Here is a 21,748-nt window from a genome sequence, read left to right on the forward strand (position 1 = left end):
TGGTCACTGACCGTCAGGCAGCCGGCGCAATGTGATGGCGAACGATGCCGCGAATCAGCGCTGCGTCTTCGGGGCTAACCTTCGCATAGATCGCAGGACCGGCGGCGCGTTCGGGTTCGCCGGTGCGCAGCATCAACTCGGCCCAGTCGAGCAGGCGCCGCGTGGAGAATGCGCTCGACAGGTCTTCGCGAGCGAACGCCGCACGGCAGTCGGCGGCAATCGCGGCGAGGGTGGCGGCGAGCGCGCGTGTCATGTGCGGGGCGAGGGTGCGCATCAGCACGTCGGCTTCTTCGGCGGGCGTCAGATAGTCCAACATATAGACGCGCCAGCGATCGAGAAACGCCTCGTTCATCAGATTCGCGCCCTGATACAGATGACGGAACTGGCTCATCGCACCGACCGCATTGGCCGTCGCGAACAGCCGGAACGCAGGATGCGGCGCGACGATCTCATTGCCTTTCTCTTTCAGCACGAGACGCCCGTGCGGTTCGAGCACGGCGGTGAGGGCAGCGAGAATCGACGGCTCGGCGAAATCGATTTCGTCGACGATCAGCCAGAGGCCCTCGCGCATCGCCGTGGGCAGCACGCCGTCCACCCAGATCGTCTCGCCGCCCTTGACCGTCCAGAAGCCGACAAAATCGCCGACGGTGGTTTGCCCGTTCATGTTCGAGCGCAACACGCCGTGATGCGAGCGCGCGGCGACCTGTTCAATCAGGCTGGTCTTGCCGGCGCCGGTGTGACCGATCAGCATGACGCGCCGGTTCTCCACGATATCTTCGACGATGTCGTTAAAGCGCTCGGAAAACAGATAGGCCGGATTGATGCGAGGCACGAGCGGATTGTCGACGCCGCAGGGCACGTCGACACGACCGATGCGTACCGTTTCGCCCGCGTCCTCTATCTGCAGATGGCGCTTCGCCGCCGAGGCCAGCGCCGCAACGCGCTGCAACTCCGGCATGAAGGCCACCCGTTCTGCAGCGCCTGCTTCGTCCGCGGCGTCGGGCGTATCGATTGCAAAACCTTCGCGGCGCCACTTCTTCAGCTTCGCGCGCAGGTTTTCCGCGTCGACCACCAGATCGATATCGACCGATCCGGTGCCGTTGCCGCCATCGACACCATGCTCGAGCCGATAGTTTTCCGGCCGGTCCGCCACGCTGACGCGCCACCATTCCGCGCCGTTTTCTGTCGCACGTTGGTAAAGGCCAAGGTTTTCGTCTTCGGTCAGTTCAGGCACGTTCATGGCGAGTGGCAAAGGATGAATGGGCAAACGATCAATGCGTTTCTATTTGGCTGATGCCGAATGACCGACTATCTTATCGTGAGTACCTTTCGATCTCATCGATGAGGATTTCTTTTGAGGCGCGCCAATTCCACTGCGGATTTTCAATGCCGGGCGCGCAGTCCGCAAATGCTTATTGCGTCAAACGGATAGGCCAGCAAGCACCGATCACCTATAGTTCGGCGCGAAACGTGTAGTTTTACAACATTCTATTCTCGACAAAGAAACTCACGGCAAAACAATGATGAGACTACATACAAAATTAGTGGCCGCGCTGGCGGTGATCAGTCCGCTGGCCTATGGTCAAACCAGCGTGTCGTTATATGGCCGTCTCGACGGCGGCGTGGAATACCTGAATCACATCAATAATGGCGCGGGCGGCAGTTCGACCCGTTGGAGTGCGGAAGGCGGCGATTGGGGCACCAGTATGCTGGGCCTCAAAGGCAATGAAGATCTGGGCGGCGGGCTGAATGCGATCTTCAACCTCGAAACCGGTCTGCAAATCATGAACGGCACCACGGGTGGCGGACGGTTGTGGTCACGGCGTGCTTTCGTCGGCCTGAAGAGCGACCAGTGGGGCACGCTGCAGGCCGGGCGCAATCTGTTCATCGATAGCGACGGCGTGTGGGAATTCGACCCGTTCGTGCAGGAGGCATTTTCGTCGGCATCGCTCGTGCGCGGACGTAACTGGCAGCAGACGAGCAACAACGTCGAGTATCACAGCCCGGTGTTCTGGGGCTTCGACGTGCAGGCGCAATACGCTTTCGGCAATCAGGCGGGCGCGTTCAACAGCGGTGCAGCAGGCGAGTTTGGCCGCTCCGACGGCATCATGCTGACGTATCACTCGCCGCTCTTCGACGTGCGCGGCATCTACGACGAACTGCGTGACAGCAACGGCCGCTTCAGCAATATCTTCCAGGCTTCGCGCGAATATTTCGCCGGTGCGAATGTGCATTTCGATGCGTGGAAGATTCAGGGCGCCTATACGCATTACTCGGCGCCGGATTCACCGGCGGGCGTGGCCGACACTGCCGATCACTACTGGCTCGGCGCGACGTACAACATCCAGTCCCGCTGGGCGGTAACGGCGGGCGGCTATTACATCAAGGTCGGCGACGGCGGCAGCGATGCCGCGCACGACCCGTCCGGCCACGCGATGATGTACGTGCTCGGCACCACCTATAACCTCTCGAAGCGGACCTTCGTGTACGGCACGGTGGGCTACGTGCGCAACGGCAGCAACTCGAATTTTTCGCTTGAAGCGTCGCCGCGCGATGCCACCAATAACACGAGTCCACTCGCCGGCGAATCGCAAACCGGCGCGTATGTCGGGATGCTGCATCAGTTTTAATGCGGCTTCAGTGGTACGTTCGTAACGGCCGTCCGTACGACGGTCGCCGCAACCCGTTGAGGCAACAACAACCGCGTGTCGATTTGCCCAGGCGCACTGGAGCCGAGTTCATCGGATTTCCAGTGCGCGCTGTTTTACTCCCCTCCCAATCTCGCGCTGAGCCGATTCCGCTTCGGGTGGAACAGGTATTGCTGAACGCCGGTACGCAGCTTGCTGCCATTCGAATAGGCGCACCGGACCAGAGGTGCAGGGATAGGGATATACACATGGCGCGACATAAGGCCGACGTGGTTGACGACGACTTCGAGATTTACGCCAGCTATCACGGAACAGGCGACGGCCGTTACATAGGTGGATTGAAAGTCGTCAGAAAAGCCGACAGGCGGATTCTGTTTCCATTCGATGGCGCACCCGAGATCGGCCCGTACGCGACTGCCGACGAGGCGCGCCGCGCGGCGATCGACTACGGCCGCGAGATCGTGGCCGCCGACCGTGCGGCCCCCGAGAAGTAACGCGCCAGGTAAAGCCGCAAGCCGTTTGAAAGAACCATCTCCAATCATCGGCACAACACGGCACAGGATGTAACGCGCCGTGCAGATTTACGCGCATCGGCGCATCATCGATGAGCCTTGTGGTCCTCAAGCGTTCTTCCACGTTCTTCCAGACGAACACCGGTCGCCGACCACGCCGATTCAATACGCGTCCCGGCGATGCCTCCAACCGCCGAACAAGGAGTGTCCCCATGCAAAACGATCCCGCCCTCGATCAGTTGTGCATCAACACGATTCGCACGCTGTCGATGGACGCTGTGCAAAAGGCCAATTCCGGTCACCCCGGCACGCCGATGGCTTTGGCGCCGGTCGCCTACCATCTGTGGCAAAACCACCTTGTTTATGATCCGGACGAGCCGCTGTGGCCGAATCGCGACCGCTTCGTGCTCTCGGTGGGGCACGCGTCGATGCTGTTGTACTCGCTGCTGCATCTGGCGAACGTCAAGGCCGTGGACCACGACGGCAAGCCGACCGGTGCGCCCGCCGTCTCGCTCGACGACATCGAACATTTCCGCCAGCTCGACAGCAGGACGCCTGGCCACCCCGAATTTCGTATGACCAGCGGCGTGGAGACGACCACCGGTCCGCTCGGCCAGGGGCTAGGCAATAGCGTCGGCATGGCGATGGCGGCACGCTGGCACGAAAGCCACTTCAACAAACCCGATGCGCCCCTGTTCGACTACCGCGTGTACGCGCTATGCGGCGACGGCGACATGATGGAAGGCATCTCGCACGAAGCGGCGTCGCTTGCAGGGCATCTGAAGCTGTCGAATCTGATCTGGATCTACGACAGCAACCGCATCACCATTGAGGGCCACACCGACCTCGCTTATAGCGACGACGTGGAGAGCCGTTTCCGCGGCTACAACTGGCACACGATGCACGTAAACGATGCCAACGACGCCGCGGGGCTGGAAGCGGCATTTGCCGAAGCAAAAAGCATCACGGACAGGCCGACGCTGATCGTGGTCCACAGCATCATCGCCTGGGGCGCCCCGCACAAGCAGGACACCTCCGCTGCGCATGGCGAGGCGCTCGGTGTCGAAGAAGTGGCGCTGACCAAGAAGTTCTATGGCTGGCCCGAAGACAAGTTCTTCTACGTGCCGGACGGCGTGCATGAACGCTTCGCGCAGGGCATCGGCGCGCGCGGCAAGGCGGCGCGCGAGGCATGGCAGGCGAAGTACGACGCGTACAACAAGCAATACCCGGAACTGTCACGCGAATTCGCGCAGATGGAAGCGCATGAATTGCCGGAGGGCTGGGACAACGACATCCCCACGTTCGATACAGACCCGAAGGGCATCGCCTCGCGCGACTCCTCAGGCAAGGTGCTCAACGCGATTGCCGCACGCGTGCCCTGGATGATCGGCGGTGCGGCCGATCTCGCGCCGTCCACCAAAACGAATCTGAAGTTCGAAGGCGCGGGCAGCTTCGAATCCGACGACTATGGCGGGTGCAACCTGCACTTCGGGATTCGCGAGCACGGCATGGGCGCGGCGGTGAACGGGCTCGCGTTGTCGAATATGCGCCCGTTCGGTTCGACCTTCCTGATTTTCAGCGACTACATGAAGCCGCCGATTCGCCTTTCCGCAATCATGGAAGTGCCGGCGATCTACGTGTTCACGCACGATTCGATCGGCGTCGGCGAGGATGGTCCGACCCATCAGCCGATCGAGCAACTGGCTTCGCTGCGTGGCGTGCCGGGACTGACCCTGCTGCGCCCGGGCGACGCGAATGAGGTCGCCGAAGCGTGGCGCGTGGCGATGTCACATCCGCGGCGGCCGTCGTGCATCGTCGTGTCGCGTCAGGCGTTGCCGACCCTGGACCGCACGCGCTATGCGTCGGCCAAAGGCGTGCAGAAGGGCGCTTACGTGCTCGCCGATGCGCCTGACGGGCAGAAGCCTGAAGTGATTCTGCTCGCCACGGGCAGCGAATTGTCGCTATGCGCCGACGCCTACGAGAAGCTCAAGAGTGAAGGGATCGCGGCGCGAGTGGTGTCGATGCCGTCGTGGGACATCTTCGAGCAACAGGACGAAGCCTATCAGGATTCCGTGCTGCCGCCCGATGTGGATGCGCGCGTCGCTGTCGAGCAGGCGGCAACGCTGGGTTGGGACCGCTATGTCGGGCGGCACGGCGCGCAGGTGGTGATGCATACGTTCGGCGCGTCCGCGCCGTTCGCCGATCTGAAGAAGAGGTTTGGCTTCACGTCCGAGCATGTGTATGACGCGGCGAAGCAGCAGATTGCGCGGGTGAAGGGTAAGAGCAGCAAGGCGTAGGGTGTGTCTGCAGACGGTCGTTCACGCCGCTGTCATGGCTGAACGACCGTCTGCGCTGCAGCGATCTCAATCCTGCCGGCAGTGTTGTCGAGCGTGCTGCGATAACCGCGCGATTGCATTTCGGCGAGACGGCTCAGCGTTCTCGACAGATCGTGCGCGCCTTCGAGTCCGCTCAGCGCCGCCTCGATCGGCTGATCGGACGCGATGAACAGCGCGCATTTGCGGTCGTAGAAGATATCGACAAGCCATATGAGCCGCTGCAGCGTATGCGCTTTGGCGAGCCATTCAGTGTGCACCTGGTCGAGAATCAGACCGTGCCAATGCTCGGCGAGGTCCAGATAGTCAAGGTGTGAACGGCTCGCCACGCACAGGTTGTCGAAGTCCACCCATAGCAACGCAGCACCTGCGGCGCGCGCGGCGAGCGGCCGGCCTGCCGCGCTGACGGTGGCAGGCTCCAGCGTCTCGTTGCCTTCATAGCGCTCGAAAATTTCCAGGAGCGCGTCGCCAGTTGCCGCGTCGAGCGGTGCAAAGAAATGCGACAGCGCGGCTTCTTCGCCGCCGAAACGATAATCGCGTGCGCCGTCGAAGTGAATCATCGTGAAGCAACGTTTGATCTGTTCGATCGTCGGCAGGAAACGCTCGTGAAACTCCGGGTCGGACAGCAGGGCGTCCGGTGCGTAGTTCGAGGTCAGCACGATGCGCGTGCCCAGGCCGATCGCGGTATCGAGAAACCGGCCCATCAGGAACGCGTCGGCGATATCGTGCACGTGAAATTCGTCGAAGCACAGCAGCTCCACGCCGTCGAGCCATTGTCGCGAGACCGACCCCAGCCGGTCGTCGCCGCGCGGCTCATTCACCAGGCGCCGGTTCATCTCGCGCAGAAATTCGTGGAAATGCAGGCGCCGCTTCCGGCAGCTTGCCAGCTCAAATACCGTATCGACCACCAGGCTTTTGCCGCGTCCGGGCAAGCCGTGGCAATAGACGCCCTGATGTGCCGGCGTGGAACCGGACTTTGTGCGTCGCCCGTTTGTCCCGTTTGCGCCCAGCAACGTGACGAGCGCCGCGATGGCATCGCGCTGAGTTGCATCGGGAACGATGTCGTGCGCGGCGAGGGCACTGATTACCTGATCATCGAGCATAGGCTGAAGTTTCTGTGCGTTAGCGGCTCAATACGCGTTGTAACTCCCGCGGATCGACAGGCTTGGTGAAATGATGGTCGAAGCCTGCTTCTTCAGCGGTCTGCTTGTCCTGCTGCTGACCCCAGCCGGTGACGGCGATCAGCAGAATGTCGGCGTCCTGATGATCGTGGCGAATGCGCCGCGCCAATTCATAGCCGTTCAGGCGCGGCAAGCCGATATCGAGAATCACCGCCTGCGGTGCGAATTCGCCGATCAGTTCCAGCCCGGCGATGCCGTCGCCGGCTGTGCGCACCTCGTGGCCTTCGAGTTCGAGCACCATGGCGAGGCTATCGGCGGCGTCCGCATTGTCGTCGACGATCACGACGCGCAAACCTGCCGTACGCGGCATCTCGGCCGGCGAACTCTCCGACTGCTCCGGGGTCGCTTTCGATAGTGGCAGGCGGATCACGAACTCGCTGCCGGTGCCTGGACCGTTGCTGAATGCGGCGACCGTGCCGCCGTGCAGTTCGGCGAGGCCGCGCACCAGCGCGAGACCGATGCCGAGACCGCCTTGCGAGCGCTCCAGCGCCGGGGCGAGTTGCGAGAACATTTCGAACACGCTGTCCAGATGCTCGCGCGGAATGCCGATGCCGGAATCGCGCACGACGATCACCGCTTCATCGCCTTCGCGCTCCGCGGCGAGCGAGATGCTGCCGCCGGGCGGCGTGTACTTGGCCGCGTTGTTCAGCAGGTTCAGGATCATCTGCGACAGGCGTGTGGGATCGGCGTCGAGATAGAGCGGCTCGCGCGGCAACGTCACGCTCAGATGATGCGCCGACGCCTGCACGGTGGGCCGCGCCGCTTCCATGGCGGATTGCATCGCACGCGCGAGTTCGAGCCGCTGCTTGCGCAATTCGAGCTTGCCCTGCGTGATGCGCGACACTTCCAGCAGGTCGTCGACCAGATGCGTCATGTGCTGCAATTGCCGGTCGAACACGTCGCGAGACCAGCTCAATTGCGGGTCGGCGAATTCCTTCAGACGCAGGATTTCGAGCACGTTGCGCATCGGCGCGAGTGGATTGCGCAACTCATGCGCGAGCGTGGCGAGAAATTCGTCCTTGCGGCGATCGGCTTTTGAGAGTTCCAGATTCAGGCGCTGCAATTGCTGTTCGGCACGCCTGCGCCCGGTGATGTCGCGGCTCACGCTGACCGCGCCATAGATGTCGCCACGCGCGTTTGCCAGCGGTTTGACCACCGTTTCACAGACCCCGCGTGTGCCGTCGCGCCGCACGAAAGTCAGTTCGCGGCGCCACGTGCCGTCCGCGGCGAGGGCGGCGAGCACTTCCCGGTGGATGCGTAACGCGTCTTCCGGCGGATAGAACATGGCGATCGGCTTGCCGAGAACTTCGCGCCGGCGATAACCCAGCACGCGCTCGCCTCCGGCGTTGAAATCGGTGATGTTGCCGCGCAGGTCGGTGATAACGATCGCGTCGCTCAGGTGTTCGAAAATCGCTGCCTGGCGCAGCAGCACGGTCTGCGCGTCCTTGCGCTCGGTGATGTCGATGCCGAGGCCGTAGATTGTCAGCGGCTCGCCCTGGCGGTCGTAGGTGGCGCGGCCACGGCCTTCCATCCAGCACCAGTCGCCGCTTGCATGCAGGAAGCGGAATTCGGCGACGTAGTCGTCACCGCTTTTCACCGCATGATCGACTGCCTCGTTGAGCGCAATCAGGTCGCCGGGATGAATCAGTTCGAAAAAGCCACCGGGCATTTTCGCAAACCGTCCCTCGGCGAAGCCCGCGAGCGCTTCCAGTTCGCGGCTCCACCAGAATTTGCCTGACTTCGACTCGTGCGACCACGCACCCATGCGCGCCCCGCGCATGGCGAGGCTCAGCACGTCGCGGCTTTCCTGCAATTCTTTCTGAGCGAGTTGATGCGCGGAGACAGACGCTTCTGCGTTGCGGCGCGCAAGCAGCAAGTCCTGCTCGTACTTGTGACGATCCGCGACGATCAGCACCGCCACTTCGAGGTAGCTGCTTTCGCCGTGATCGCGGCGCACCGCGTTGAGCAGCATCGGCACCATGTGGCCGTCCCGATGCAGCATGTTCAGTTTGACCTCGGCCACCGAACCCTGCATTTGCAGCAGCGGCGACCAGTGCGTCCGATGGAACACCTTGCTGTCGACTGTCAGCAGATCCTGAATGTGCTTTACCTCGGCAAGCTCCGGCGCGCTATAGCCGAGCCAACTGCAGAAGGTTGCGTTCACACGCAGGATCCAGCCGTCGGGGGTGGTCACGAGCAGGCCGCAGGCGGCGTGCTCGAACAAGGTATCGGCGGACGGCAAGGGGCGGTGCGTGCTTTGCATCGTCTTACAGGCTCAGCGGCGCGAGGTGGCGTTGCATGCGCTGGTCGCCGACACCATGCGCCAACATCATGGTCCGCTTGCCGCTACCGAAAATCTTTACGTTGTTGCGCTTCGTGACGCTCATCGTCGAGTCCTGTGGCCTGCCGGGATGGGTAGGGAATACGCCAGGCCCGGCATCGATGCGGAATGTTACCGCAGTCTCGCCGCGAGGCCTGGGCTGCGCGCCGACATGGAAAAGTCATTCGTATCGTTGGCATGCCCGGTTCGCGACGGCGGTCTCAGCCCGGCTGTGCGGGATAACCCGCAAGCAGGAATCCTCAATGCGACGCCGTTTTTCGACAAAATTTCGCGTTTTCCTTCAACTGAAGTTTGCGTGTTTTCCCCAACTCGCAGTGACTATATTCGCTCGTATACAACGGGCCGATGATGCAAAGGTGAATATAAAGCCATGCGCAATGCACGCAGCAAGGGCGGCATGCACGGCGGAAGTGCGTTTCATCCGTATTTCAACGCAATATTCCGTGCTTGCGCACGATGTGTCCGGAGGCGTCAAGACAGCATAAATCAGGAAGCGGTAGTCGGCCCAGTACGGTATGGTGATGAGGTAGCGCGTGTGCAGCGGCGGATCGAGCGTGGTGTGGCGAAAACCGAAGCGTATGCCTGGCGAGCGATAAGCGCTTGCCGCGCGGTGGGAGCGAATCTTGCACGCATGTTCCTCGATGCCCAAACGTGGCACCAGAAAGAAGCCGGGAGACCAGGGTGACGTTCGACGACAGAATGGACGAGAGCGATGACGTCGTGGTTTGGCGGACTATTCAGTATGCGATGGCATCAAACCGTCGCGTGCTCGTGGTCGACGATTACCGCGACGCGGCCGAAGCTTTGCAGATGCTGCTGAGCGCCGACGGCTTCGAGTGCCGCGCGCTGTGCGATCCGCTCGCCGTGTGCGGCATGGCCTGTGAATGGCAGCCGTTCGCCGTTCTGCTCGACATCAAGATGCCCGGCCTCGATGGTCTCGAGCTGGCTCGCCGCCTGCGGGCCAACCCGTTGACTTCGGACATGCTGCTGGTGGCCTGTACGGCTTTTGCTTCGCGCGAAGACAAGGTGCGCGCCAAGGCCGCTGGTTTCGATGCGCATTGTGCCAAACCCCTGACACCGGAGCGCCTCTTGCGCGTGCTCGAGTCTGCCGCCGCGTTGCATACTGTGGGACCACAGTAAAGACGGCGTATTTATGCCCGATGCGTTAATTCCTCTGCGAAGTTCTCACCGGTCAGCCGGTTCAGCGGACACTCTTTAGCCCGCGTCATTCCTGTCTCCATTCATGCACGGCGAATGCATCGTATGCAGTGCTTGCACTGCGACGTCCGTGCGTTTTTCCGTAGTTGCCTGAAGGACGCCTTGTGCTGCGCGCGCAACACTCAGGTCCATAATTTGCTGGAGCAGCAAGCTTGCGCGCTTAAAACACGTGCGCAAGCGCCTTCAGCTTCCACAGGAATCCCTATGTCATCCCAGGCCAGCTATTCGACGCGCATCGCGGAAGGCACACCTTTCCCGCTTGGTGCGACGTGGAACGGAAGCGGCGTGAACTTCGCGCTGTTCTCAGCGCATGCAACCGGAGTCGAACTCTGTCTGTTCGATGAAACCGGCGAGACAGAAATCGAACGCATCGAGCTTCCGGAGTACACCGACGAGGTCTGGCACGTGTTCGTGCCGAATCTGAAACCGGGTGCCGTGTACGGCTATCGGGTCCACGGACCCTATGAACCGGAAAAAGGACATCGCTTCAATCCGAACAAACTCCTGCTCGACCCCTACGCCAAAGCGCATATCGGCGAGCTCAAATGGGCGCCGGAAATTTTCGGCTATACGCTTGATTCGGAAGAGGGCGACCTGTCATTCGACGAGCGCGACAGCGCGCCCTTCGTGCCGAAGTGCAAGGTGGTCGACGCCAACTTTTCGTGGAGTCATCCGGAACGCAATGCGCTGCCCTGGGAGCGCGTGATCTTCTATGAAACGCACGTGCGCGGATTTACCAAACGTCATCCCGAAGTACCGGAGAATTTGCGTGGCACCTTTGCGGGACTCGGCCAGCAAGTGGTGCTCGATTACATCAGGAGCCTCGGTGTCACGTCGGTCGAATTGATGCCGATTCAGACCTTCGTCAACGACAGCCATCTGCTCGACAAAGGCCTCACCAATTACTGGGGCTACAACACGATCGGCTTCTTCGCGGCCGACCCGCGCTTCTTCGCGTCGTCGATCGACTCGGTCGGCGAATTCAAGGAGATGGTCGACCGTTTTCATAATGCCAACCTCGAAGTCATTCTCGACGTGGTCTACAACCACACCGCGGAAGGCAACGAGCGTGGTCCGACGATCTCCTTCAAAGGCATCGACAACGCGTCTTACTATCGACTGATGCCGGACGAGCCGCGCTATTACATCAACGATACCGGCACCGGCAACACGCTCAATCTGTCCCATCCACGCGTGCTGCAGATGGTCACCGACAGCTTGCGCTACTGGGTGACGGAGATGAAGATCGACGGTTTCCGTTTCGACCTCGCCACGATTCTCGGCCGTGAAACGCACGGGTTCGACGAAGGCGGCGGCTTCCTCGACAGTTGCCGGCAGGACCCGGTGCTCTCCGCCGTGCGACTGGTTGCCGAGCCGTGGGACTGCGGCCCCGGCGGCTATCAGGTGGGCGGCTTTCCACCCGGCTGGGCCGAATGGAACGATCGCTTTCGCGATACGGTGCGCGGCTACTGGAAGGGCGACGAAGGCGAAGTCCCCGATCTTGCCAAGCGCCTGACCGGTTCGGGCGACAAGTTCAACCATCGTGGGCGCCGTCCATGGGCCAGCGTAAACTTCGTCGCCGCGCACGACGGCTTCACGCTCAACGATCTGGTCTCGTACAACGACAAGCACAACGAGGCCAACGGCGAAGACAACAAGGACGGCCACTCCGACAACAAGTCATGGAACATGGGCGTCGAAGGTCCGACGGACGATGTGGAAATCCGGCAGCAACGCGAGCGCCAGAAACGCAATCTGCTGGCCACGCTGCTGCTCTCCCAAGGCACGCCGATGATCCTCGCGGGCGACGAATTCGGCCGCACGCAGAAGGGCAATAACAACGCGTATTGCCAGGACAATGAGATCAGTTGGGTCGATTGGGAAGGCATCGACGACGACGGCCGTGCACTGATCGAGTTCGTCAAGAATCTGACCACGCTGCGCCATCGTCTGCCGGTACTGCGTCGCGGGCGCTTTCTCACCGGCGAATACAACGAGGCGCTCGACGTGACCGACGCGCGTTGGCTTTCTCCTGACGGCACCGATCTTTCGCAGGAACAGTGGGACGATCCGTCAATGCGCTGCTTCGGCCTCGTGATCGACGGACGCGCTCAGGCGAGCGGCATTCGACGTCCCGCGTCCGATGCGACCTTGCTGCTGGTGCTGAACGCGCATCACGACGTGGTCAATTTCACGCTGCCCGACATTCCCGAAGGCGATCAGTGGACCTGTCTGCTGGATACGAATATGCCGGTGCGCGCAGAGTTGCCGCAATTCAGCGCCGGCGACGCCTATCAGGTGACGGGCCGTTCATTGCTGCTGTTCGCACTCGACGCGCCAAGCCGCGCGACGCAACGCGTGTTTGATCGCCTGGAAGAACAACTTACCACTGACGAAAACGAACGCCCGGCGGGAACGTGACCCGTTACGTCTGACTAAATGGGACCTACCCGGAACCAACTCACCTGAGTGTTCTTCACCGCGCTGCAACACGCGGTGAACGGCCTATCAGTGGACGCCCTACGTGCGCAATGCGTGTGCCCGACTAACGGCCGCCACACGTGCGTCGTTTCCGTCACGAGCCACGCTATGGAGAACGGCGGAAGTGCGGTAAATTCCGGGGAGCGGAAAAAGCGCACGGACAACGCGGGGCGCGTCGTGCACGACCACCCCGACCCGTACTCATCTTTCATGGAGATCGTGACCGTGCAACGTGCCGAACGTGTTGCAGTCGATTTCCCCATGCCGTCGCGTAATTTCGCGGTGACGCGGCGCGTGCTTCTGATCGTGCTCGCGGTTTCGATTGTGTTTCCTTTGGCCTGCCTCGCGGGTTACGGGTATTTCGATTACCAGCGCCGGATTGCCGATTCGAACGACATGATCGACCGGCTCGCGCGCGTCACCGAGGAACAGGCCGTCAAGGTGCTGGACCTCGACCAGCAGATGGCCTCGCGTATCGTCGACCTGCTCGGCAACGACAATGACGCGCAGATTCGCGCGCAGGAAGCCGGCTTGCACGACCGTCTGCGGCAAATCGGCGGTGACTTTCCGCAGGTCGCATCGATTTACCTGCTCGGTGCGGATGGAAAACTGCTGGTGTCGAGTCGCGCTTATCCGGCGCCGGTCATGTCGAATAGTCAACGTGAAGACTTCACTGCCGCCAAGGCGATGCGGCCGCAACCCTATTTCTCACTACCCTTATTCGGGCCGCTGTCGCAAACCAATGTGTTCAACACTGCGACCGGCCGCTCGGGCGAGAATGGGCAATTCCTGGGCGTGGTGTCTGTGGCGTTGCGCACCGACTACTTTTCGCGCTTCTACCGTGAACTGACGAATGGCGATACGTCGCTCTCGCTAGGTCTGTACCGTCAGGACGGCAGCTTGCTGGTGCGTTATCCGGCGTGGCCGAGCGGCGCCAAGCCTACCCAGCAAAGCGCGTTCATCGCGGCATTGCGCGACAAACAGTTATTCGGCCATATCCGTCTGACGTCAACGGTCGATGGCGTTGAACGGCTGCTGGCGTTTCGCCGCGTCGGCGACTACCCGCTCTATGTGATGAGCGCGTATGAAGCGGGCTCGATCGGCGCCGCGTGGCGCGAGCATTTCATGGCGATCGCGGCGATCACGGCCGTGCCTTGCGTGGCGATCTGGCTGCTGGTGTTTTTCTCATTGCGCCAGCTTGCCGGCGAGCGCCGCGCGTGGGAGCGCTGGCAAGGCGAAGTTGCGATGCGTCTTTCTGCCGAGGCGTCGAGCCGGCAATTGCAGCGCATGGGTGCGCTCAGCAATCTCGTCGCCAATGTCGCGCACGATTTCAACAATCTGCTGATGGTCGTATCGGCCAACACCGAACTCGCGCGCTTGAAGCGCTATAACAACCTGGAAAAAGAGGTGCAGGCCGTCGAGCGCGCCACCGCCACGGCGGAATCGTTGACACGGCGGCTCCTGAGCGTGGCGAAAAAACAGCCGGTCAAGCAGGAACCGGTCAACCTCGCCACATGGTTGCCGAGCGCCGCGCCACTCATCGACGCGGCGCTCGGCGACAACATCGAAATGGCCTTGAACATGGTCGACAACGTCTGGCAGGTGCTGGCCGACCCGACCGACCTCGAATTCGCGATCATGAATCTGGCGGTCAACGCGCGCGATGCGATGCCGCGCGGTGGCCGCTTCGTGATCCGTTGCCAGAACAACCGTCTGGTGGGCAGCGACACCTTGCTGCCCGACGGCGAATACGTGCTGATTGCCTGTTCCGACGACGGCGAAGGGATGCCCGAAGGCGTCGCCCGTCGCGCGTTCGAGCCGCTGTTCACCACCAAGCTGCGCGGCTCGGGCTCCGGCCTCGGCCTCGCCCAGGTCCTTGCCATGTGTGAACAGGCCGGCGGCACGGCCAAAATCGACAGCGTGCCGGGCAGTGGCACAACGGTCAGACTGTATTTGCCGCGCTATCGCGATCGGCAGAAGGCGGTACTGCCCGATGTAGAAACTGCGCAACAGCCGGCACCGGCTCCAATGGGCGTCGTATTGCTGGTCGAAGACAACGAAGAGGTGGCGGCGGGCGTAGCCGCCGTGCTGGAAACCTTCGGCTGCGAAGTGCGGCATGAGCCGACCGCCGACCTGGCGCTCGACGCGCTGAGCGGTGGCGCGAAGTTCGAACTCGTGCTGTCCGACATTCAGATGCCTGGCAAGCTAAACGGCATCGACCTTGCGGAGAAAGTACGCAGCGCGTGGCCGGCGCAGAAGATCGCGCTGATGACCGGCTACGCCGACGAGCTCGAACGGGCGCGCCGGCTCGGCGTAGCGATACTCGCCAAACCCTTCAATATTGACGAGCTGCACGCGCTGGTTGTTTGCGAACCGTAAGGCCGCTTCGGCAAGCGCGAGCCGCTCGTCACGAGACTAGCTCTTTTCCTGCGAAGCGTCGTACTTGCCGAGCGCCGCCGCGCTGTTCAGGCGGGCGCGCTTGAGCAACGCCTGCTGGGCTTCCTTGACGTTGCTCGCCTGACCCTTCCATGCTTGCAGCGGCGGTTCCTGCAACGCGCGGCCATACGAGAAACTCAGATTCCACGGCAGCGGCCCGAGGCGATTCATTGCATCGAGATTGGCCGTTGCCTCTTCCGGCGTTTGCCCGCCGGACAGGAACACGATCCCTGGCACCGCCGACGGCACCGTGCGCTTCAGTATCCGCACCGTATGCGCCGCGATGTCCGAGGTCGACGATTGCTGAGCGTGTTCAGAACCCGCCAGCACCATGCTCGGCTTCAGCAGAATGTGTTCGAGCACCACGCGATGCCGGTGCAGTGCGTTAAAGACTTCGTGCAACACGGCCTCAGTCACTTCCGCGCTGCGTCCGATGGTGTGATCGCCGTCCATCAGTACCTCCGGTTCGACGATCGGCACGATGCCCGCTTCCTGCGAGATCGCCGCGTAGCGCGCAAGGGAGTCGGCATTCGCTTCGATGGCTAGGCGGCTCGGCAAGCTAGCCGTGATGTTGTAGACCGCGCGCCATTTCGCAAAGCGCGCGCCTTGTCGCTTGTAATCGACGAAACGCCTGGCCAGGCCGTCGAGGCCTTCGGTGATTTCGTCACCCGGGGCGAGCGCGAGCGGAATCTTGCCGAGGTCCACCTTGATGCCGGGCACGATGCCGTTCCTCGCGGAGAGTTGCGGAAAAGGCGTACCGTCGTCCGCTTTCTGCCCGAGTGTTTCTTCGTAAAGGATCACGCCGCTCACGAATTCGCCAAGACCCGGCGTGGTCAGCAGCAGATTGCGATAGGCGCGGCGGTTCTCCTCGCTGGATTCGAGACCGATCGTCTTGAAGCGTTTGGCAATGGTCGGGCCGCTTTCGTCGGCGGCGAGAAGACCTTTGCCGGGTTGGGCCATCGCATCGACGGTGGCTTGCAGCTCGCTACGGGTGTCCATGAAGTGTGCTCCCAGTAATCCGGTTAGCGGATGAAGTCTTGTCAGACCGACGCGAAAGCCTCGGCTATCTCAGTGGCGTTAGCCGGGCGCACAATGCGTGCGACTTCGGCGCCGTCGCGCATGAAGATCAGCGTGGGCCAGAGTTTCACCTTGAAGGACCGGCCCAGCGGGCGGCCGGGACCGTCTTCGATTTTCAGATGCCTGATGCCGGCATGCGGTTCGAAAGCTTTTGCGATCGATGCTTGTGCGCCCTGGCAGTAGCCGCACCAGTCCGTGCCGAATTCTATGACCGTGACGCCAGGGAAGGCGTCGACTTCGGCTCGTGCGGGCGCTTTGGGGGAATAGGCTGTTCGGGTTGCCATGAGTGCTCCGGTGCTTTTTACCTGTGCCGGCAGGGCTTTCCACTGTCGCGGAGTCTCGCTGCCCGTCGATTTTTGTAAGAGTAGCAGCTATGGTCAGGATCGTCAGCGCGGGTGGCAGTTGCCTGTGCGCAGGCAAACCCACAATGCCAGCCGAAGCACAAAACCTGCTACCTCGCGCATTGCGTTACCGCCAGCGCCAAAGCATCCTGACCTGCAGGGTTCTGGAAAAAGTCCTCAACGCTAACGTGTTGTTCCTCGGCCAGTGCCTGTATTCACACAAACGCATATTCTTGTCAGCGTGACATGTTAAACGTCATGATTCGCCCTCGAGGCACCATCGCGTTCAGGAAAGGACATGGCAGAAAAGATCTACCTTCGGCACCCCGGCAAGGATGAAACGGTTGCGGTCGCCACCGGTTTCAGTTGGGGCGCGTTGCTATTGGGCTTCGTTTGGGCCATGTCGAAGAGAATGTGGTTTGCCACTTTCATCATGCTGGCGGTCAACACGTTGCTGTTTTTCTCGGGCTTGTGGGGTGAAACGATCGGCACGATCGGGCTGGTGCTGTCGGTGCTGTTCGGCGTTGTCTGTGGTGTTTATGGCAACCAGTGGCACCGTTGGACGCTCGAGCAGCGCGGATACGTCGTCGTGCGTCCGGCGGGCGAGGGCAGTTCGGCGGGAGCGGATAGTGCTGAGGCTCAAGCCACTCACGTACATCCCCCTGAGCAGATCCCCTGAATTGGGATGCGAGGGCGCAGGTTTACGCGTCGGCAAGCCAGGCCGATAATGCCCCGTTCGTTCCGGCCACGAAGTCTGCGCCGCGCATCGCGCGTCGCAGACTCGCTTTCCCTGACCCACCGCCACCCGTGTTGAAAACCTCCCGTTTTTTCGACCTGCTGCACATCCCTGGCTTCAAGCCGCTGGCCGCCGCCACCCTCATGCTTGGTGTGGCGATGTCGTTCACCGCTCCGTATCTGTCGCTGTTCGGCGTAGAACGCGCCGGCATGACGCCGCTCAGGCTCGGCATCTTCATGACGCTGATCGCTGCCAGCGGGGTGCTCGCCAGCACCTTCGCCGGCCGCTGGAGCGACACGAGCGGACGGCATCGGCCGTTGCTGCTGGCGGCACTGGTGGCCGCCGCTCTCGGTTATCTCTGTCTATGCGTAGTGCGTGACTACCGGCTGCTGCTGGCGGTCGGCATTGTCTTCATCGGCGCGGGCGGCTCGGCCATCTCGATGGTGTTCTCGTTCAGCCGCGCGGCACTGCCGGTGCCGGACCCCGCGGAGCGCGCATTCGCCAGCGCCACCTTGCGGACCATCCTCTCGGCGGCGTGGGTGTTCGGGCCGTCGGTGGGCGCACTGGTGCTCGCCGGCGCCGGCTTCTATGGGCTCTTCCTGTTCGCGGCGGCAAGTTTCGCGACCTGCGCGACCATTGTCTGGCGCATGCGGGAGCCGCAAGGCCATCTGGGCGATCACACGGTCGAAGACACGGCCTCGGAGCCGTCGGCCTCGATCACGGTGCCGCCGCTGACCGCACCCGGCGAAGAGGCGCACGAGGACTTGCCGGGCGTCGCCTCGCAGAACGACATCCGCCGTGCCGTGGCTGCGCTCACCTTGCTGGGTCTCGCCGCGAACGCCACCATGATCGTGCTGCCGCTCTACATCGTGCACGGCCTGAACGGCACGCATCTCGACGTGTCGGTGATGCTCGGGCTCGGCGCCTTGACGGAAATTCCGATGATGCTCGCGCTCGGCGCGAAGTCGTCGACGCTGCACAAGCCGAACTGGCTGGCCGCCTGCGCAGCGGTTCACGCGCTGTATTTCGTCGCAATGTCCGTGGCGGGGACCGTCCACGTGCTGATCCCGATGCAGATACTCAACGCGTTCGTGGTCGCGGTGACTTCGTGCCTCGGCATGGTCTACGTACAGGATCTGATGCCGCATGCGCCGGGCCGCGCGACGGCGTTATTCTTCAACGCAGCGCGGGTCGGCTCGATTCTCTCCGGCGTGTTGTCGGGTTTGCTGGTCGAGGCATTCAGCTATCGCGGCACCTTCCTGTTCTGCGGATTGCTGGCGCTTTGTGCGCTGGTGCTGTTTGCCGTGCCGGGCTATCGTTATCCGCTCATGTGGCGTGCGGTGCGGCGTTTCGCGCTCCAGCAATACGAGAAGGTCCAGGCGCGCCGGCAATAGGGCTTGCAGTTCGTACTTGCCACGCCCTTGGCGCGCTCAAGCCGATCCGATCCATGCCCACATGCGGCGGCGCCCGCGAAAGCGTCGCGCTTTATCCCGTGCCAGAAGTGTAAGAAGGCAGTTAGCTAAATCGAAGCCTACGTCCTGACTGCAGCGCATACCGAAGCACGTCCGGAACTTCTGGCTGCGCAAAACCTCACCAAAGAAGCGTATTGTCGTTTGATGCAGGCAGGGGTGCCCGATTCACTGCATGGACGGTGCGAGCCTGCTACCGTGTGTCCGTCGGATCACACAAAACGCAACTACAGTTAGGAGAGCCACTTGCCGCCTGCGGAGCGCGCGGCATGGCCGCAGCACACCGAGCCAGATCGAGCAGCGCAACGAGACACTTTCCGGAGCGAGATATGCAGCTAGGCATGATTGGATTGGGACGCATGGGCGCGGACATGGTGCGGCGCCTGACGAAGGGCGGTCAGCAATGCATCGCTTACGACGTCCAACCGGCGGCGGTGGAAAAACTGAAACAGGACGGCGTCGCGGGTGCCGCATCGCTGGAAGACCTGGTCGCGCAACTGCAAAAACCGCGCGCAGTGTGGCTGATGGTGCCCGCGGCGGTGGTCGACAGGACGCTCGAGAACCTCGTGCCCTTGCTGGAGCCCGGCGACATTGTGATCGACGGCGGCAACTCTTATTACCACGACGACATACGCCGTAGCGCCGAACTCGCACAGCGCGGGCTTCACTATGTGGACGTCGGCACGAGCGGCGGCGTCGCGGGACGTGAGCGCGGCTACTGTCTGATGATCGGCGGCGAGACTGAAGTCGTGAAACGGCTCGAACCGATTTTCTCGACGCTTGCTCCGGGTGCGGGCGCAGCGCCTGCCACGCCGGGGCGCGCAGCCGGCAGCAGCACGGCCGATCAGGGCTTCCTGCATTGCGGTCCGCAGGGCGCCGGGCACTTCGTGAAGATGGTCCACAACGGCATCGAATACGGCATGATGGCCGCGTATGCCGAAGGCCTGAACATTCTGCGTCACGCCGATGCCGGCAAACACGCGCGCGAAGCCGATGCCGAAACATCGCCGCTGCGCCGTCCCGAGCTTTACCAATACGAACTGAATCTCGCCGAGGTCACCGAGGTATGGCGGCGCGGCAGCGTGATCGGTTCGTGGCTGCTGGACCTGATAGCAGGATCGCTTGTCAGCGACGCCGATCTGCAAAGCTACGCAGGGCGCGTATCGGATTCGGGCGAAGGGCGCTGGACGGTGGCGGCAGCGATCGACGAAGGCGTGCCGACGCCGGTGCTGAGCGCGGCGCTATTCGCGCGTTTCAGTTCGCGGGGCGACGCGGATTTTGCGAACCGGGTGTTGTCGGCCATGCGGCACGACTTCGGCGGTCACGTCGAGAAAGCGGCCACGCCGGCCGATGGACACAAGAGCTAATTCCGGGGAGCCGCAATGCAAGCCTCTAATACCACGCCTCACGACGTCGTCTTTCTATTCGATTGCGATAACACGTTGCTGGACAACGATCATGTGCTGGCGGATTTACGCGCGCAGATGAAACGGGAGTTCGGCGAGCAGAACTGTGCGCGGTACTGGGAAATTTTCGAAGGTCTGCGGGCGGAGCTTGGCTACGCCGATTACCTCGGCGCGTTGCAGCGGTATCGGCTGGAGAACCCTCGGGACACACGCCTGTTGTTGATGTCGGCGTTTCTGATCGATTATCCGTTTGCGAACCGGCTGTATCCGGGGGCATTGGATGCGATCAAACATGTGTCGCAGTGGGGGCCTGCGGTGATTTTGTCCGACGGCGATGTGGTGTTCCAGCCGCGCAAGATTTCCCGTTCGGGCCTATGGGAAGAGGTAGGGGGACGGGTTTTGATCTACATCCATAAGGAACAGATGCTCGATCAGGTGATGGAGTGCTATCCAGCCCGGCACTATGTGATGGTGGACGACAAATTGCGGATTCTGACCGCCATGAAGAAGGCCTGGGGAGAGACGCTGACTACGGTTTTCCCTCGCCAAGGGCACTACGCATTCGATCCCAAGGAGATTTCCAGCAATCCGCCCGCGGATGTGACCATCGAGAGGATTGGGGAGCTGGCTGATATCGACGTCGATATGCTTCTGAGCGGCGGGACGGTAGGGGGCGCCTAGATTTTCTGCCTTTCAGCGCCCACCGGGTGGCTTGCTAGCCAAGGCCCAGCAATTTGACCAGCAAGCCGAACACGCCCACCAGCACGGCGACACCGGCGCACAACAGCACAAGCGAGAGAAGGAGAATCAGGGGCCCTTTGAGGCGGCTGGGTGTCGACATGGTGGCCGTTCAGATAGAGGGCGAGCAGCAGAGGATGCGCCAGATGCGGCCCGCCGTCGCGCATTTAGCATGAAGAGCTTAATCGCATTCACTTAATGCCCACTTAAAGTTTGGCGCAAGACCGGCGGCTTCTGCCGCGCCAACCGCGCCCGTCAGCCGGACAGTCCAACAGCGTACAGACACGGCGGCCAATTGAGCGCATGATCCTTGCTTGGCGCGCGTCGTAACCCGATTTGCTGAAAATCGACCGCGCGCTCAATCGGATGCCCACTTTCACGTCGCAGGCGATCAAACGCAGTGCGGCCGGCGGGCCAAGGAAAAATCATGACATCCGCAATCTGGGGCATCGTAGCAGGCATGGCGCTGATGTTCGGCGCTTCGATGTACCTGCGTCAGCTTCGTCTCCTGCACCGCCCGGACCACCGTTGGACTGGCAAGAAACGTTGATTCGTCACACATCCTCGAAAAGGGAGGCACCATGTCACCAATACCTGCTCCGCGACGTTCGCCGTCGCCGTTGCGTCAGTCCGATTCGCCTGGCGCCGTGCGCGACCGGCGCGCCGAACTCGGCCGCGCCGACGAAGCGCGCGCCGAGCAACGCGAACGCGACGACACCCGCAACGATCCCAATGCCAGCAAATGGCGCTACCAGCCACCACAACGGAAAGAGAAAGAGCCGGTGTAAGGCCTTCAACTGAACACCCGCAAACGAACGAACAAACAATCGA

General features: G+C 62.1%; 18 protein-coding genes. 12 read left to right on the top strand and 6 right to left on the bottom strand.

Annotated elements, in window-relative coordinates:
• Positions 1-13: 13 nt before the first annotated feature.
• Positions 14-1,240: an AAA family ATPase gene (locus P3T25_RS05500; protein ID WP_266239319.1), complete on the bottom strand. Its 1,227-nt coding sequence runs from the start codon at positions 1,238-1,240 to the stop codon at positions 14-16.
• 283 nt (positions 1,241-1,523) lie between these two features.
• On the opposite strand from P3T25_RS05500, the gene P3T25_RS05505 reads away from it, so the two are divergent.
• From P3T25_RS05505 to tkt, 3 genes are all read left to right on the top strand, one after another.
• Positions 1,524-2,630: a porin gene (locus P3T25_RS05505; protein ID WP_154560508.1), complete on the top strand. Its 1,107-nt coding sequence runs from the start codon at positions 1,524-1,526 to the stop codon at positions 2,628-2,630.
• 266 nt (positions 2,631-2,896) lie between these two features.
• Positions 2,897-3,142: a DUF6723 family protein gene (locus P3T25_RS05510; protein ID WP_093644253.1), complete on the top strand. Its 246-nt coding sequence runs from the start codon at positions 2,897-2,899 to the stop codon at positions 3,140-3,142.
• A 230-nt stretch (positions 3,143-3,372) separates the two neighbouring features.
• On the top strand, positions 3,373-5,457 hold the full coding sequence (gene tkt, locus P3T25_RS05515; RefSeq protein ID WP_266239273.1) for a transketolase: 2,085 nt from the start codon (positions 3,373-3,375) through the stop codon (positions 5,455-5,457).
• Positions 5,458-5,489: 32 nt separating this feature from the next.
• Here the strand turns inward: tkt and zapE are convergent, their stop codons facing one another.
• Both zapE and P3T25_RS05525 read right to left on the bottom strand, forming a co-directional pair.
• On the bottom strand, positions 5,490-6,596 hold the full coding sequence (gene zapE, locus P3T25_RS05520; protein WP_266258512.1) for a cell division protein ZapE: 1,107 nt from the start codon (positions 6,594-6,596) through the stop codon (positions 5,490-5,492).
• A 19-nt stretch (positions 6,597-6,615) separates the two neighbouring features.
• Complete coding sequence (locus P3T25_RS05525) at positions 6,616-8,937, bottom strand: PAS domain S-box protein (protein WP_154560448.1); 2,322 nt, start codon at positions 8,935-8,937, stop codon at positions 6,616-6,618.
• Positions 8,938-9,696: 759 nt separating this feature from the next.
• On the opposite strand from P3T25_RS05525, the gene P3T25_RS05530 reads away from it, so the two are divergent.
• From P3T25_RS05530 to P3T25_RS05540, 3 genes are all read left to right on the top strand, one after another.
• Positions 9,697-10,155 (top strand): response regulator, encoded by a 459-nt coding sequence (locus tag P3T25_RS05530; protein ID WP_429357669.1) that lies wholly within the window; start codon positions 9,697-9,699, stop codon positions 10,153-10,155.
• 282 nt (positions 10,156-10,437) lie between these two features.
• Positions 10,438-12,654 carry a glycogen debranching protein GlgX gene (gene glgX, locus P3T25_RS05535; protein WP_429357670.1) on the top strand — a complete coding sequence of 739 codons (2,217 nt, stop codon included), beginning with the start codon at positions 10,438-10,440 and terminating at the stop codon, positions 12,652-12,654.
• Positions 12,655-12,939: 285 nt separating this feature from the next.
• Positions 12,940-15,093 carry a hybrid sensor histidine kinase/response regulator gene (locus P3T25_RS05540; protein ID WP_266239321.1) on the top strand — a complete coding sequence of 718 codons (2,154 nt, stop codon included), beginning with the start codon at positions 12,940-12,942 and terminating at the stop codon, positions 15,091-15,093.
• 36 nt (positions 15,094-15,129) lie between these two features.
• Here P3T25_RS05540 and P3T25_RS05545 read toward each other — a convergent pair whose 3' ends face one another.
• Entirely contained in the window at positions 15,130-16,149 is a 1,020-nt protein-coding gene (locus tag P3T25_RS05545; protein WP_154560446.1) for a class I fructose-bisphosphate aldolase, read from the bottom strand.
• A 41-nt stretch (positions 16,150-16,190) separates the two neighbouring features.
• Positions 16,191-16,511, bottom strand: coding sequence for a thioredoxin family protein (locus P3T25_RS05550; protein WP_054035427.1), 321 nt, complete (start codon positions 16,509-16,511; stop codon positions 16,191-16,193).
• A 355-nt stretch (positions 16,512-16,866) separates the two neighbouring features.
• Here P3T25_RS05550 and P3T25_RS05555 point away from each other — a divergent pair, with 355 nt between their 5' ends.
• From P3T25_RS05555 to P3T25_RS05570, 4 genes are all read left to right on the top strand, one after another.
• Entirely contained in the window at positions 16,867-17,247 is a 381-nt protein-coding gene (locus P3T25_RS05555) for a DUF2628 domain-containing protein (RefSeq protein WP_266239277.1), read from the top strand.
• 128 nt (positions 17,248-17,375) lie between these two features.
• Positions 17,376-18,698: a sugar efflux transporter gene (locus tag P3T25_RS05560; protein ID WP_429357671.1), complete on the top strand. Its 1,323-nt coding sequence runs from the start codon at positions 17,376-17,378 to the stop codon at positions 18,696-18,698.
• A 404-nt stretch (positions 18,699-19,102) separates the two neighbouring features.
• A complete protein-coding gene (gene gnd, locus P3T25_RS05565) occupies positions 19,103-20,140 on the top strand; it encodes a phosphogluconate dehydrogenase (NAD(+)-dependent, decarboxylating) (RefSeq protein ID WP_233464864.1) in 1,038 nt (345 codons plus the stop codon).
• Positions 20,141-20,155: 15 nt separating this feature from the next.
• A complete protein-coding gene (locus P3T25_RS05570; protein ID WP_171927091.1) occupies positions 20,156-20,860 on the top strand; it encodes an HAD family hydrolase in 705 nt (234 codons plus the stop codon).
• Between the two features lie 34 nt (positions 20,861-20,894).
• On the opposite strand, the gene P3T25_RS05575 is transcribed toward P3T25_RS05570, so the two are convergent.
• Positions 20,895-21,020 (bottom strand): hypothetical protein, encoded by a 126-nt coding sequence (locus tag P3T25_RS05575; protein WP_257021129.1) that lies wholly within the window; start codon positions 21,018-21,020, stop codon positions 20,895-20,897.
• Positions 21,021-21,344: 324 nt separating this feature from the next.
• Between P3T25_RS05575 and P3T25_RS05580 the strand changes: the two genes are divergently transcribed.
• A complete protein-coding gene (locus P3T25_RS05580) occupies positions 21,345-21,467 on the top strand; it encodes a hypothetical protein (RefSeq protein ID WP_266239280.1) in 123 nt (40 codons plus the stop codon).
• A gap of 31 nt (positions 21,468-21,498) precedes the next feature.
• On the top strand, positions 21,499-21,705 hold the full coding sequence (locus tag P3T25_RS05585) for a hypothetical protein (protein WP_101563197.1): 207 nt from the start codon (positions 21,499-21,501) through the stop codon (positions 21,703-21,705).
• Positions 21,706-21,748: the final 43 nt, after the last annotated feature.

This window comes from Paraburkholderia sp. GAS32 (assembly GCF_050434225.1).
GTDB lineage: Bacteria > Pseudomonadota > Gammaproteobacteria > Burkholderiales > Burkholderiaceae > Paraburkholderia > Paraburkholderia madseniana.

Excerpts from the sequence above, each read along its gene's own strand:
- P3T25_RS05500 (WP_266239319.1), bottom strand. The coding sequence starts at position 1,240 with ATGAACGTGCCTGAACTGACCGAAGACGAAAACCTTGGCCTTTACCAA.
- P3T25_RS05505 (WP_154560508.1), top strand. The coding sequence starts at position 1,524 with ATGAGACTACATACAAAATTAGTGGCCGCGCTGGCGGTGATCAGTCCG.
- P3T25_RS05510 (WP_093644253.1), top strand. The coding sequence starts at position 2,897 with ATGGCGCGACATAAGGCCGACGTGGTTGACGACGACTTCGAGATTTAC.
- tkt (WP_266239273.1), top strand. The coding sequence starts at position 3,373 with ATGCAAAACGATCCCGCCCTCGATCAGTTGTGCATCAACACGATTCGC.
- zapE (WP_266258512.1), bottom strand. The coding sequence starts at position 6,596 with ATGCTCGATGATCAGGTAATCAGTGCCCTCGCCGCGCACGACATCGTT.
- P3T25_RS05525 (WP_154560448.1), bottom strand. The coding sequence starts at position 8,937 with ATGCAAAGCACGCACCGCCCCTTGCCGTCCGCCGATACCTTGTTCGAG.
- glgX (WP_429357670.1), top strand. The coding sequence starts at position 10,438 with ATGTCATCCCAGGCCAGCTATTCGACGCGCATCGCGGAAGGCACACCT.
- P3T25_RS05545 (WP_154560446.1), bottom strand. The coding sequence starts at position 16,149 with ATGGACACCCGTAGCGAGCTGCAAGCCACCGTCGATGCGATGGCCCAA.
- P3T25_RS05550 (WP_054035427.1), bottom strand. The coding sequence starts at position 16,511 with ATGGCAACCCGAACAGCCTATTCCCCCAAAGCGCCCGCACGAGCCGAA.
- P3T25_RS05555 (WP_266239277.1), top strand. The coding sequence starts at position 16,867 with ATGGCAGAAAAGATCTACCTTCGGCACCCCGGCAAGGATGAAACGGTT.
- gnd (WP_233464864.1), top strand. The coding sequence starts at position 19,103 with ATGCAGCTAGGCATGATTGGATTGGGACGCATGGGCGCGGACATGGTG.
- P3T25_RS05570 (WP_171927091.1), top strand. The coding sequence starts at position 20,156 with ATGCAAGCCTCTAATACCACGCCTCACGACGTCGTCTTTCTATTCGAT.
- P3T25_RS05575 (WP_257021129.1), bottom strand. The coding sequence starts at position 21,020 with ATGTCGACACCCAGCCGCCTCAAAGGGCCCCTGATTCTCCTTCTCTCG.
- P3T25_RS05580 (WP_266239280.1), top strand. The coding sequence starts at position 21,345 with ATGACATCCGCAATCTGGGGCATCGTAGCAGGCATGGCGCTGATGTTC.
- P3T25_RS05585 (WP_101563197.1), top strand. The coding sequence starts at position 21,499 with ATGTCACCAATACCTGCTCCGCGACGTTCGCCGTCGCCGTTGCGTCAG.